The sequence below is a fragment of the Polycladomyces subterraneus genome (assembly GCF_030433435.1).
Classification (GTDB): domain Bacteria; phylum Bacillota; class Bacilli; order Thermoactinomycetales; family JIR-001; genus Polycladomyces; species Polycladomyces subterraneus.
Genome location: NZ_JANRHH010000052.1, coordinates 54969 through 68722 on the forward strand (window position 1 = coordinate 54969; position 13754 = coordinate 68722).

At 46.7% G+C, this 13754-nt stretch carries 12 protein-coding genes and 3 pseudogenes; 14 read left to right on the forward strand and 1 reads right to left on the reverse strand.

Going from position 1 to position 13754, the window contains the following annotated elements:
• Positions 1-203: 203 nt before the first annotated feature.
• The 14 genes and pseudogenes from NWF35_RS15045 (at position 204) to NWF35_RS15110 (ending at position 12219) form a co-directional block, all read left to right on the forward strand.
• Entirely contained in the window at positions 204-599 is a 396-nt protein-coding gene (locus tag NWF35_RS15045; protein ID WP_301240207.1) for a TIGR04086 family membrane protein, read from the forward strand.
• A gap of 116 nt (positions 600-715) precedes the next feature.
• Positions 716-1555: a phosphatase PAP2 family protein gene (locus tag NWF35_RS15050; protein ID WP_301240208.1), complete on the forward strand. Its 840-nt coding sequence runs from the start codon at positions 716-718 to the stop codon at positions 1553-1555.
• Positions 1556-1657: 102 nt separating this feature from the next.
• Positions 1658-3011 (forward strand): annotated as a pseudogene (locus tag NWF35_RS15055) (alpha-amylase family glycosyl hydrolase); the annotation flags it as partial.
• Positions 3012-3156: 145 nt separating this feature from the next.
• Complete coding sequence (locus NWF35_RS15060) at positions 3157-4473, forward strand: serine hydrolase domain-containing protein (protein ID WP_301240209.1); 1317 nt, start codon at positions 3157-3159, stop codon at positions 4471-4473.
• A 128-nt stretch (positions 4474-4601) separates the two neighbouring features.
• Positions 4602-4751 (forward strand): hypothetical protein, encoded by a 150-nt coding sequence (locus NWF35_RS15065; protein ID WP_301240210.1) that lies wholly within the window; start codon positions 4602-4604, stop codon positions 4749-4751.
• A 24-nt stretch (positions 4752-4775) separates the two neighbouring features.
• Positions 4776-5225, forward strand: a complete 450-nt coding sequence (locus NWF35_RS15070; protein ID WP_301240212.1) for a CBO0543 family protein — start codon at positions 4776-4778, stop codon at positions 5223-5225.
• A gap of 1019 nt (positions 5226-6244) precedes the next feature.
• The gene (locus NWF35_RS15075) at positions 6245-7156 is read left to right on the forward strand and encodes an MFS transporter (protein ID WP_301240214.1); all 912 of its coding nucleotides are present in this window, start codon (positions 6245-6247) and stop codon (positions 7154-7156) included.
• A 12-nt stretch (positions 7157-7168) separates the two neighbouring features.
• The gene (locus tag NWF35_RS15080; RefSeq protein WP_301240215.1) at positions 7169-7438 is read left to right on the forward strand and encodes an MFS transporter; all 270 of its coding nucleotides are present in this window, start codon (positions 7169-7171) and stop codon (positions 7436-7438) included.
• Between the two features lie 212 nt (positions 7439-7650).
• Positions 7651-7923, forward strand: a complete 273-nt coding sequence (locus tag NWF35_RS15085) for a hypothetical protein (RefSeq protein WP_301240217.1) — start codon at positions 7651-7653, stop codon at positions 7921-7923.
• 637 nt (positions 7924-8560) lie between these two features.
• Positions 8561-8938, forward strand: a pseudogene (locus NWF35_RS15090) (serine O-acetyltransferase); the annotation flags it as partial.
• A 77-nt stretch (positions 8939-9015) separates the two neighbouring features.
• Positions 9016-9093: pseudogene (locus tag NWF35_RS15095) on the forward strand (hypothetical protein); the annotation flags it as partial.
• 119 nt (positions 9094-9212) lie between these two features.
• Complete coding sequence (locus tag NWF35_RS15100) at positions 9213-9980, forward strand: hypothetical protein (RefSeq protein ID WP_301240218.1); 768 nt, start codon at positions 9213-9215, stop codon at positions 9978-9980.
• Positions 9981-10578: 598 nt separating this feature from the next.
• The gene (locus tag NWF35_RS15105) at positions 10579-11028 is read left to right on the forward strand and encodes a hypothetical protein (protein ID WP_301240219.1); all 450 of its coding nucleotides are present in this window, start codon (positions 10579-10581) and stop codon (positions 11026-11028) included.
• Between the two features lie 276 nt (positions 11029-11304).
• Positions 11305-12219 carry a class I SAM-dependent methyltransferase gene (locus NWF35_RS15110; protein ID WP_301240220.1) on the forward strand — a complete coding sequence of 305 codons (915 nt, stop codon included), beginning with the start codon at positions 11305-11307 and terminating at the stop codon, positions 12217-12219.
• A gap of 179 nt (positions 12220-12398) precedes the next feature.
• Here NWF35_RS15110 and NWF35_RS15115 read toward each other — a convergent pair whose 3' ends face one another.
• Positions 12399-13652, reverse strand: a complete 1254-nt coding sequence (locus NWF35_RS15115) for an MFS transporter (protein ID WP_301240221.1) — start codon at positions 13650-13652, stop codon at positions 12399-12401.
• Positions 13653-13754 lie beyond the last annotated feature (102 nt).

Here is a 13754-nt window from a genome sequence, read left to right on the forward strand (position 1 = left end):
CCGATTTACATCTCGATGAGGTTCTGTATCCTTTTATCATGGGGCCTGATAGGGCCTTCCAGGGCGTGTCTGATCCATATTCGCCCACAGCGCTTTACCCTCTAGTTTCGTCCAGTATCATGAGATTTATGATGACCGCACGATCATAAAACAATGGAAAAGTTCATACCCATGTACAAAATCGAACAATCGGGAGGATGGCCATGAAAACGCCCATGGTGGATCATTCATCCAAATTTCGTCTGCGCTCCCCCCTGTTGGCAGGGTTGCTTTTGATCTGGGCCGTGGTGATCGCCGGATCTGTATTGGTCACGTTTTTGTTGCGCTGGACATCTGTACAAGAATCTTCCCTGCCGTTGTTCACATACGGCATCAATGGGATCGCCCTGATCGGCGGCGGCTGGCTTTCGGGAAGGAAAAGCAGGCGGAAAGGTTGGTTGTACGGGGGAATGGCCGGTTTGTTATATGCACTGATCGTTTGGATGCTCGCATTTCTCGCTTTTGATACCGCCATGCGTCTTCAACCGTTTTTGTTCGCCGGAGCTGCGTTCGGATTAAGTGCATTGGGCGGTATGGTCGGTGTCAACTCCAGCAGATGACAAAATCAGGAACAACCGGTTTCAAGTGCGGTCACGCGGGGAATAAATACAAAGGCCTATCGCTTCGGTTTGAACGATGCCGGAGCTTTCCTTTTTTCAACAAAGGAGGGGAATCGGTGTTTCAATCAGTCGAAACCATCATCGTAACCTGGTTTGCATCCATCTTCCTCATCATCGGCTGGTGTTTGCGTTCCAATCCTTTCTCCGCGCTGCACGGCTTTGTCGTCGATCTCTTTCGACAGAGGCGCCTGTTGATCCTGTTTGCAGGGGCACTCAGTATATTGCTGCTCAATAAGCTGGAGTTGTTGATCGAACCGCACATTCAACAAAAAATCGATTTCACTCCGTACATTTATGCCTTCGAAGGCCATGTGACGCCCTTGATTCAACAAACATTGGCTTCCAGGCCGCTCACGTATGTCACCACCTATTTCTACGTAATCGTATTCGCGGCGATGATGGTCGCTTCATTGGCCATCTACCACAGCGAAAAGGACTTTCGTTCGTTGTATGCGTTTTTGTATGCAATTTCACTCAATTATTTTCTCGCGATCCCATTTTTCCTGTTCATCCCGGTGGAAGAGACATGGCACATGCATCCGGCCGTACGATTCCTGGTTCCGGACGTCTATCCGGCCTTTGAGGAACAATACCGTCATTTTTCCGGATTGGACAACTCCTTTCCCAGTCTGCATACGTCCATCTCGGTGATGATGGCCATGATCGCGTATCAGTCCAAAAATCGCCGGTTCGCCCGATTGACGATCGTATCGGCCGCCGTCATTCTATTTTCCATTTTGTATCTGGGTATCCACTGGATCATGGATTTGCTGGCCGGCGTCATCCTGGGCATCGTCAGCGCATCGCTGGCATTTAGATGGAGTGACTATACTCTCGCTTATCCGTGGTATTTCCCTAACCGTAAAAAAACTGCTTCGGAACAGTCCTATCATTGATTGATCAACCGGTGCCGAATTTCGGTGCCGGTTGTCTTTATGATGGGAAAACGATTGCACAAGTGGACAGGTTCCATCCCTCCCGCCCAGGCATTGACACCCACGGACTGGCAAAAGAAAAGCATCTACTTCATCATGACGGACCGGTTTTCCGACGGTGATCCCACCAATAACAATTACGGGGGATTCGTCTCGGACAGATCCGACCCGCGCAAATGGCATGGCGGTGACTTCCAAGGGATCATCAATCAGTTAGATTACATCAAGGGAATGGGATTCAACGCGATTTGGATCACACCGGTTACCATGCAGAAAAGCGTAAACGCTTACCACGGCTATTGGACCTACGACTTTTACAGTATTGATGGTCATCTGGGATCATTGGCTAAACTGCAGGAGTTAGTGCAGAGCGCTCACAGCAAGGGGATTTCCGTCATGTTGGACGTGGTGGCCAACCACACGGGCGATTTCCAACCCGGCAGCTATGCGGCTCCGCCGTTTGATAAATACGATTGGTATCACCACAATGGCGATGTGCAAAACTGGAATGATCAATGGTGGGTGGAAAACGGGGACGTCGCGGGTTTGGACGATCTGAACCAGGAGAATCCAGCCACAGCAGCCGAGTTGAAAAACTGGATCAGCTGGTTGGTACAGACCACAGGCGTGGACGGTTTGCGCGTCGACACGGTGAAACACGTTCCCAAGTGGTTCTGGCGCGATTTTGACGCCGCCGCCAACACATTCTCCATTGGTGAGGTGTACAGCGGAGATCCCGCTTATGTTGCAGATTACACCAATTATCTGGACGCCGTACTGGATTTCCCCTTGTATTACACGATCAAAAACGTCTTTGGGCACGATCAGTCGATGTATCAGATCCGGGACCGCTATGCAGACGATTGGCGTTATCAAAACAAATTCACCAACGGCTTGTTCATCGACAACCACGATGTTCCCCGCTTTCTGTCCGACGCCTCCGGCCGACCAGGCGCCAGCTGGGACAAGTGGCCACAGTTGAAAGCGGCACTCGGGTTTATCTTCACTTCCCGCGGCATTCCCATCGTCTATCAGGGGACGGAACAGGGATTCAGCGGCGGCAACGATCCCTACAACCGCGAGGACATGGTGTTCAATCCCAACCATGAGCTGTACCAATACATCGCAAAATTGAACGGCATCCGCAACGCCCATCCCGCCCTGCAAGACGGTTGGCAGGAAGAGAAATGGGTGGACGACACCTTCTACGCCTTCCAACGGTCCAAAAACGGCGATGAGGTTGTGGTGATGATCAACAACTCCTGGAACAGCCAAACACGCACCATTCCCAATCTCTCCAACCTGCCCCAACGGCACAGTGCTGTATAACCGGATGGGAACCGACACTGCCACCGTCAACAACGGCGCCATTACCGCCACCTTGGGACCGAAGGAAGTGAAGATATTTACTAAGTGATGAAGTGCCATAACACATGCAGGCCCGGCAATTGCCGGGCCTGATCAATTATTCGACAACCGAATCACTCTTTATTCCACATCGATCTTAATTTCCTGCTATGATCATTGTGAAATCGATGCCATCACAAAGGAGCGAACCCACTTTGCAAATCATCGTATCCCGTCTCCATGAATATATGAATGCGCTGGATCAACGTGGTTATTTCCAAGGGGCCGTTTTGGTGGGCCATCAAGGTGAAAGATTACTCTGTCGGGGTTACGGCATGGCCAGTGAGGAACATGGGGTGATCAACACACCACAAACCAAATTTCGCATCGGTTCGCTGACCAAAGGATTTACAGCCATAGCCATTCTGCAACTGGAAGAACGGGGCCTTCTTTCAACGGAAGAAAACATTGGGCGGTATCTGCCCGATTTCCCCAACGGGAACCGAATGACCATTCATCATTTGCTAACTCATACATCCGGCATTCCGGATTTCGCCGGCTTTCCGGAATATTGGACGAGGATCATGCGTTTGCCGTCCTCGCTGGATGAGACCATTCGGTTGTTCCGCGACCTTCCTTTAGAGTTCACGCCGGGGGAGCAATTCCGTTACAGTAACTCGTCTTACATTTTGCTTACCAGGATCATCGAGGAGGTGTCCGGGGAATCTTACACAGACTTTATTCGAAACAACATTTTAGTCCCACTGGACATGAATGACACGGGTGTGGACGACGGCCGCAAGATCATCAAAGGAATGGCAACCGGGTACTCGGTTTGGAAAGAGAAAATCCGGGCCGAATATATCGACATGTCCATCCCACAAGGCGCTTTTGGCATGTATGCCACTGTCGAGGATTTGTACAGATGGGATCAGGCTTTGTTAACCGAGCAATTGGTCTCCTCATCCACCCTACGAAAAATGTTCACCCCTTATCGGGAAAACTACGGCTACGGTTGGGTGATTCAACCGCTCACGATTGCTGGAAAGCCCCGTAAGTGCATCAGTCATTTTGGGGATATCAACGGTTTTTGCGGCAATATGTTGCGATTGGTGGATGACGGATGGACAGTCATTGTATTGAGCAATCTCAGTCTCACACCGGTAACCCAGATCGGCAAAACCTTGCTCCGTATCGCGTTGGGGGAGTCTGTTAGCGTGCCTGATACGGTGCAAACCATCGATTGGTTTGAGGAGGACATCGCCTCCATCGTAGGCACTTATCGATTGGATCATTTGGACGAAAACCTGAAGATTACGGCCGATGGGGATCAATTGTTTCTCACTGTCCCCAAAATGCACGGAGCTCTCTATTGTTATCCCATTCACCCGATATCCAAGACAAACGGACAAATCCAATGTGTCACCGATTACGTCGATGAGAAGCTGATCTTTGATCTCCGGGAAAACACCATTCGTCTGACGTACACAGACATGAACGGCCACAATCATACGGCTGTACCGATCAACTAAGAGAGCAAAACCAGTCAAATCTCCGCTGAGCTTTTGGATGATATGAGGAGGGTGACTCATGATTTAAATCAATCTTGCATACATCCGCCACCCAAATCTCACACTAACCAAAACAAGGATGATTAACAATGAGTATTCGTATACAATGGTGGTTCAGTTTGGCACTGTTCCTTATCATGTTGCCGCTCGCGTTCCGGTGGATCAGCGGTTGGCAGGTGTCCTTGAAATGGCTAGAGCGGTTAAAGACTAGATGGGGCAAAAGAAAACGGGTGAGATAACCTGATCCCCCGGAGAGATGCATCATGGTGTTTCTGAAATGGTGGCTGGTTTGGTGGATGATCGGGCTGATTCTGATCGATTGGTCCCAATGGCAAAAAGGTTACCCCACCGTACTGGCTGGGATGATCGGTTCGTTTTTCTTGGATACGGCTTTCGTTTACCAAAGCTTTTGGAAATATCACGACCCGATGTTACCCGGAATGTGGCCCAATATCACCTTAAATCTGGGATTATATCCGATCGGCACATGGATTTTTGTGCAAAAACTTCCCCGCCGCTTTTGGCACCAAGCCTTCTGGGTGGTGCTCGGTGCCTCCATCTTGATCGTGGTGGAATTTCACCTGCTGTCGACAGGACACATCCAGTATGATCACGGCTGGAACATCGGGTACTCGTGGGTAGCCAATGTAGTGCTGTTGATATTGCTCATGCTTCATTACCGGTTGGTGGAAAAGAGACTGTGTCGGATTTGACGGTATTAGACCAACCCCCGAGGGTTGATGCCACCAAAGTCAATGGCATCTTCGGGGGTGTACATACCCACTACAGATTCACCGACTTCCTTCGCAAGTTTCAGGGGAGCAGCAAACCCTGGACCACCTTCTATTCGCGGTAGCGGCTATTAGCAAAAGGCTTCAGCTCTCTTCGAGCGTTTTTCATACGTGTCGTCAACCCAATATTGCAGAGTTGAGGCTATTGACAACCCCAGCGGATTCCGCTGGGGTTATGCATGATATGAGAGGTTAACCGTAACCTATATGTGCGTGAACTTATTATTTTGGCGATGTGAAAACTGCTGTAAGAACTTAATCGATCATTAGTCAGCAGTTCTTTTCATATCAAGTCATTGAAGAAGCTGCTTATCGAGCAGTGTCGTTCGATCAACTGATGCAATTCCTCCCTGTACACATGCCCAGAGCAAGAATCGGTCCTTACCGGGAGAAAAGAATCATCATCGCCATCATGTGCTTTAATGGATGTCGGAACGTCTTTCATTAATGTCGGTTATTATACCGAGATGCCGCGACGTAAATTTCAGAGGGCTTCGTCGTGCTCTCGCCGGAGTCTGCCACGATTTCAGCTACGGTCTGTACCCGCTACGGCGCTCCTTCACCTCTCCTACTAGTTTAAATTTTACGTAATGGTAGAGTTTTGCTTTCCGTTCACGATACCTTAGCGGATATGATATTTTCAGGACATCCGAAGACTTAGTGGACACCAAGACCCGGTTTTTCGGGTAATAATGTCCGCTTATGATAATTAGCGGTCATTAAAGTCGGTGGTTGGGGTAATACCAGCGGAGCTGTTACCATGGGCAAAGGGTATTCAAACTAATGTAAAATCCTCATTTCAGGTCTTTTTTTATATTCTGCCTTCGATTAAGATAGGGCTAAACATCTACAGATCAGGAGAGTCCTATCATGGAGCGAAACAGGGTTGTTGAAGAAAAAAGTTCATTAAAATTAAAATTGTTTATAGATCAAATTTTTCGTTGTTTATAAATGGAAAATTCTTACTCCTTTGGCTCGCTAGTATTTTTGCCGGTTTGTCCATTTCCATTTATATTTTGGTCGAACAATGGTATGTGGTGAAAACTCTAGACTTGAAGGCGTCTTTGGGAGTTGTGATGATGGCCACTACGATTCCTCGAGTACTCCTAATGGCTGTTGGAGGAGTCCTGGCTGACCGATTAAAACGTTCTAACATCATATTCGTCTCTTTTCTAATACGTGGGTTATTGACCGGATGTATGGCTTTTTTTGTCTTCATCAACCAGTTGGATCTTTGGATCTTACTTATCTTTGCATTGTTGTTTGGTGCCTTGGACGCCTTATTTTGGCCCGCTCGAGACTCGATCCTTCCTTTAATTGTGAAGCGGGAACAACTTACACGGGCTAACTCATTTATGCAAACCACCAAACAGCTCTCTGTGATTCTTGGACCTGTCTTAGGAAGTATCTTGTTATCGACTATATCTTACAAAGGTGTTTTTACTACTATTGCTATACTCCTGGTTTTGGGGAGCCTGATTATCGCTAAAATAAAGGAGCAGCAGAGTAAAAAGGAAAAGACTTTTTCGTTTTGGCAGGAATTGAAAGATGGAATTGTATATGTAAGGCGTTCTACACTATTATCCACCATTATGTTGATTTTCATTGTAGTTAACTTTTTGTTTATTGGTCCCCTGATGATGGGCATCCCTTTAATTGTTGATGAGAAAATCCATGGAAGTGCTTTAGATTTAAGCTATTTACAGAGCTCTTTCGCGGGGGGAATGTTACTGGGAGCTTTGGCTATAGGAACCTTAAATCCTCAAAAAAAACGTGGAATGATAGCCATTCTTGTGATAGGGATTGAAGGATTCATTTTAGGATTGTTAAGCCAAGTAAACGAAACCTGGTGAGGAATGGGTTTATTGTTGATTTTGGGGGCATGTATCTCTTTAATTAATATTCCAGTGATAAGTCTGGTTCAAGAACAAACGGAAAAAGAAAAAATTGGCCGGGTCATGAGCCTGAGTACCATGGTTTCAATGGGCTTAATACCCATTTCATACGGCGCGGTTTCAGGGCTTCTCTCTACAGGAATCCCCATCTCATGGATACTTCTTTTTTCAGGATGCGTCCTTTTTTTGTTCAGTGCATTAGTTTTTTGGAAAGCGAAAGTTCTTAAAGCCACCGATTAGATCCACTTCAAAGAATGTCCTTTCTGTGAAGTGGATCGTACATAAGGATACGAAAATCGGAGTGCAACTAGTCCGCTAATAATATTTAGCGGACATTTTTTCTTGCTATATGTGAGAAAAACTCATGCCCATCAAAAAGTCCCTCCAAAACGAAAAAAATGGGCTATATTGTAGAAAGAATATATATTTTGGGGATATAAGGAGGATTGGGCGTGGAAAACAAAATCCCAAAGGAAATTGAAGAAACGACACTTGTAGAGTCGTTGGACAAAGCTTTCAATAAAATGGACAAGATGGAAGAGCGTTTCGACCAGATTGACGAGCGGTTTGATGAGGTCATCGAACGACTGAATCGGATCGAGAAGCAACGGGTGGAAATCAAGCGAGTGAAACGATGGATATGGATTGTGATCATCATTTTTTTGATTTCAATTGTAATCGGAATATTGAACTCAATCTCTGTTCCTGTTTCTCCTCCTCACTGATTTTTGAAAATGCGATGTTGCATTCGGAATGTGACTCGCTTTTGTACACCTATCTCACCAGGGGAGTTTAATATGAAAAAGCTTTGGAAGCGTATAGATGAATCCATTGAAGAAGTGCGTAAAATAGAGATTGAATTTCATAGAAGGGCGATTGAATCCAGAAAAAACACAATCACCGCATGGATTCTATTAATCATCCTGATTGCAGTCCTATATTTTCTACGTTAAAACCCCGGCAACTACTGTAGGTAGGGTGTGTTATTGATGACTAGTAACAAAAAGATATGGGGTTATATTATTAGGTTTTTATTTGCTGTCATCCTCGCATGGGCTTTGAATGAATATGTTCTGCATCGATCTCTTCATTTGACTAAAAGCCATAGTTTGTTTTGGTTTGTGGTTTTGTTTGTTTTTTTCGGTTTAGGTAATTTACTTACAAAAAACTCAAAAAATAAATATCCCCCCTGTCAAAAGACTAGTTTTCTACCTTGTTGCCATTACCTTTACGATCTTTCTGGTATATTTCATTAGCTCCCCTAACGTATTTCATTGGTTCTAAAGAAAAATCGGATAAACACAAAAAGCCATTGAAACCTACGAAGGAGTACTTCGAGATTTTTTACGTGGGGTGGAACAGATGTCTTGGATTCAACGTTGGAAAGAGATACGGGAAGTCATCCGGGCAGATATCCAGGCCGTGTTTGACAGGGACCCGGTGGTACGCAGCACGCTGGAGGTCGTGTTGACCTACTCGGGTTTGCATGCGATTTGGATGCATCGGATCGCACATGCTCTCTATAAGCGGAAATGGTATTTGTTGGCGAGAATTATCTCGCAGTTCAACCGGTTTCTAACAGGTATCAATATCCATCCCGGGGCCAAAATTGGTAAAGGAGTGTTTATCGATCACGGTAAGGGCGTCGTGATCGGGGAAACATGTGAAATTGGTGATTATGTCACCATCACCATTTATCAAGCGGTGACATTGGGAGGGACCGGCAAGGAAAGTGGTCGAAGTGTTTCTGAAACAGTTGGGGGATGCGGAAACGCTCACGCCGGACGACATCGAGACGATGCTGAAACAAATGCCTAAAAGAGACGGGGTATAAAGGGAAACAGTTGTTCATGCCGATCCGTGCCGTGGTGACAGGAGAAGTGCACGGCCCGGATTTTTTTGTCTGTAGCAGGGAACGCTTCGACAAAAAAGGCTGTAAGCGGACCTAAATTCCAAGCGGGAGCACGAATAAATGAATAGCGACCTCAGAGATAGATAAAGGAGTCAACCGCATATGAACAAGTGGCTTAACCACATCCGTAGCGAATTGCATGAGATTTATGGAGAAAGTTACCCTCGATTTTTAAGGGCTGAGATGATCGTCTTTACCTCTTATCCACTGACGTTTCTGCTGCTCTCCTTATCTTTTCAACCTAACATAATCAGGACCATAGGCTCTTGGGGGATGGTGGGCATCATCGTCATCGTATTTTTTATCATGCTCTATCTCGAAAATCGTTATCAAGTGAAATTAAATCAAGAGATGAAACAGCGATATAAACAGACAATATATTACCGATGGATCAGAAGGGGACTCTGGTTTGTGTTAATCAGTCTGGTATACCTAACCGGTTTCATGTTGCCTCAATGGCTCAATCCACCCCAACCCATTCCCCAAGCTGTAACGGAATACGGGTATCCTGTGCAACTGCCAACAAAACTGCCGTTTAAACCAACAAAGCAATATGCCGAAGTAAAAGCCGGCATATTCCACTACGAGATGGACGTGTTTTATGAACATGGTGACACTCGCCTAACCCTGTATATCAATCAAGATGAGGATCCGAAGTTGTTTTTGAACAATGCCACCCTCAAAAATAGAATCAAAGCAGACTACGAAGAAACGGACATACCCGATGATCAATACTACTCCTACGATTTGACATGGTATCAAAAAGGGTTCAGTTATCGTTTAAGCTATTCATCCTCCAAGAAGGATCCCAAAATAAACAAAGGCGTTTTGCTTAACATCGCCAATTCCTTTAAACCCGTTCATCCTTGACAGCTTCCATAACCGCTCAGTAAATAAGCGCTGAGTGACTTTTTTGTTTGTCAACAACCTCGAGCCACTCTTTTACCATAGTGGCTTTTTGTGTATTCACATTACCTTACCGATGACTACAACTAGAACCATTAATGTCCGCTAATATACAACGGGATTGTGTTACACTTTGGGTGGTTTTATGAAAAGAAAGAGAGCTTGTAGGAGGAAGGACTTTGAAAATATTGCTAGGATTATTCCTTCTGGTACTTGGAACTGCTGGGGTCGGTTCCCCTGAGCGATTCTTCTCTTCTTCCCATCGCCATCGTCATTGGAAAATTCACGGATCACATTGTCCCAGGGTGCGTGGTATTTCTCATTTAAGTACGGTAACCCAGATGAATGGCTCTCCATTTTCTGTGTTGCTTGTGCAGTGCTGTTGATTGACGGACTGTTGCGGCTGGTTCGCCTAGACAGGATTCAGGTCTCTTACTGGATTTCACGTGCATCATGATGTCATTGGTGTACATCGCGGAGAAATTCATCACATAACGAAAAAAAACTTTAGCCGGTCCTTCGACGAGACCTGGATACGAATGCACTAATCGGAGGGAAAAAATTGTTCAACCGGTTGTTTCAACGCGCTGTCGGAATTGTGGCGGAAGGTTTGTTGACATGGTTGGGATTTTCGTTGGCGTTTTTGGCGGTGGCTGCGGGAGTACTTTGGATGATTCTTTGGGGTTGGAGCCTTGTGTTTGGCCATGGTACGGTTCGGGGACACACGGACTTCGGAATAGTGATGCTTGCCGTGAGTTTCTTTCATTGGATAGAGAAAAGGCGAACACGCCCCATCCGTGGTATCAAACGGAGACTCCTCTTTCATGGCGTGGAAATAGCAGTGGTGGGTGGTTTGCTGATGGTGGGCCCCTGGCTGAACGGGAAAGAAGTATCGTTGCCGATTTCGGTAATCTGGGCGGCGGCTATCTGCTATGTTTCCATCATAGTAGCAGTGAAGGATTTCTGTTGGTGGCTGGAGAGTAAAGGAGAACGGCTTTCCACTCGGGGTTGAAGCGCAAGATTCCCTTTGGGTAGGTAACGTCCGCTAATGGTATTTAGCGGACATTTTAGTAATACAAAGTATCAACCATAAGTTCCTCGTTGTTTGCACTTGGTCATAGCACATATGAAAATAACACTTGACAAATATATAAAATTATGATATAATAAATTTTTTATTTACATAAAATAAAAAATGTGATACATAGTATATGTAGTTGATGATTTAATCAGATGAAAATGGTGCTTTTTTCTAGATCACGCCCTTTCTTGAAAAGGAGGATTTTCGATGGAAGAGAACAAAGTCAGCCTTACCGCACTGATATCTGCCTACGCTCGTGCCTATCATGCCATGCACGATTCCCCGAAGATTTTTAATGACTTTCTCGCCTATCATTTGTTTACGGATGAGGAATTCACAAACATGGGACGGAATCTGGCAGAGGCTCTCAAGTTTTTTGACCCTGAACTTGCTACGTCGTGCCCTGACCAGGAGTCCGCCTTGGCTTGGGTAATGCGAACCCAGAGCACACCCATAACCCTCAGTCGTGCGAGGTACACGGAAGACAGCCTTGAGACAGCAGTTAAACAGGGGGTGCAGCAGTATGTGATCCTCGGGGCAGGGATGGATACCTTTGCGTTTCGGCGACCGAACATGTTAAGGCAACTTCAGGTGTTCGAGGTTGATCATCCCGCCACACAAGCACTAAAACGTCATCGCCTCTCTGGGTTGGGCTGGGAATATCCAGCGCAACTGCACTTCGTTCCGGTGGATTTCACGAAGGAGAGTCTGGTAACCGCACTCAAGCGCTCGTCGTATGATCCGCATAGATTAAGCTTCTTTAGCTGGTTAGGCGTCACCTATTACTTGACCCGCGACGTAGTGTTCAACACGTTGCGTTCTCTTGCCGATATCGCACCTGCGGGCAGCACGATCATTTTCGATTACCTGGATACTGACGCTTTTGTCCCCGAGAGAGCAGCTAAACGCGTGCAACGGATGCAGGAGATTGTACGACGGGCAGGCGAGCCGATGAAAACAGGCTTTGATCCGTCCACGCTTGCCGCAGACCTCGCGACTATTGGTTTACATCTCCGTGAGAATTTGGGTCCATCCGACATCGAAGCACGGTACTTTCAGGGACGCACGGATGGTTATCATGCGTTCGAACATGTACACTTTGCGTGGGCAGTGGTCGCATAGCACTAATGATCGACGGCCACAGAAGGGAATAACGAGCAAAGCCCTCTTTTAATGACCGCTAATACTATTTAGAGGTCATAAAGAAAACCTGATATAAAAGAGCCCACCTGGGCGGGCATGTATCAAATACGGAATCGCACAGTAGGAGTGCTCTCTATAACACATTTTCATCTAAGGCATTAGAGCTTCCGGATGGGTGACGAAAGAGCGATGATCACCTCAAGTCCTTTGGTAACCGCGGCAACTACAAATACGGCAACCGGATCAAAGTTGGAAATCAGCCCACCGACCATAGCTCCTAGTGGCATAGCAAGACGGGTGAATACCCGGGAGAACGAGAGTACTCGCCCTAACATGGCTTCTGGAACAGTCTCCTGACGTACTGATTGCACCAGGGTGTTCCAAGCCACGTTACAGGTTGCAACGGTGCCAAAAGCGATCCCAGGAACCAACCAGAACGGGCTTAGAATCGCTAAGGTAAACCCGATAGTCCCTATACTGAGTAGAACAGGTATCAGAATCCCCCGCCGAAAGCGTTTCTCGAGCGGTACGACGATGATACTCCCTAACAAACCACCAGCTCCGAGCAGGGCAAAATTGAGGCCGGTTTGCTTAGCGTTCAGGTGGAGGGTCGACCGTAAGTAGTACATCAATATCGAAAACGCCACGAAGTAACCGAAGTTCCCAATCATGGCCTGAAGGGACAGAGAAAGGTTGAGCCGATCACGAACGAGCCAACGCAGTCCTTCCGCCATGTTCTGAAATATGTTACCCATGTGGCTAACCGAAACCCCTCTCCCCAGTACTGGCATTCGCCATACAGCCAGGAAGGTAGCGCCAAAGGAAAGGGCATCTAACCAAAGAGTTTGAAACCCACCTACTGCTGCAATCACGATACCAGCCAAGACCGGACCTGCCAGATCGGCAATCTGGTTTACCATTTGGTAAGCGGCATTTGCCTTCATTAGCTCCTGTTCAGTCATGTGTGGAATGGCGGTTACCGTGGCTACATCAAATAACAGGGACAACACTGCAAGGGCAAATGAAATGCCGTAGAGGTGCCAAAGTTGAAGCAGGTTTAGAAGATACAGAACAGGAACCAAGCCGACCAGGACAGCACGCACTACATCGGCAACCAACATCAACCGTCGCCGTTCCCAGCGGTCCACTAACACTCCAACAACAGGGCCGAACAAAACGATGGGCAGTACGTTAATGGCGTAGAGCGAACTCATAACCACAGCGGAACGGGTCAGTTCGTAGGAAATCCAGGGGATGGCAAAGGCGTACAGGGTATCACCTAGTCTGGATATGAGCAGACCAGCAAGAAAGATGGTGTATCGAGTCGGTAAGTATGTGAGGGATGACAGCCTGCTCTTCACGGAGTGAAACGCTTCCGTTGTTGGCTTGGTCTGCGTTTTTTTATCGAGCATTTTACGCTAGTTTTTCTCCTTTCTGTGTATAGCGAGAATCCCTCCTAACCTAGTGTGCGATTTCCGTATCTTGACGTTGAACTCTTATTTCTTATTATACTG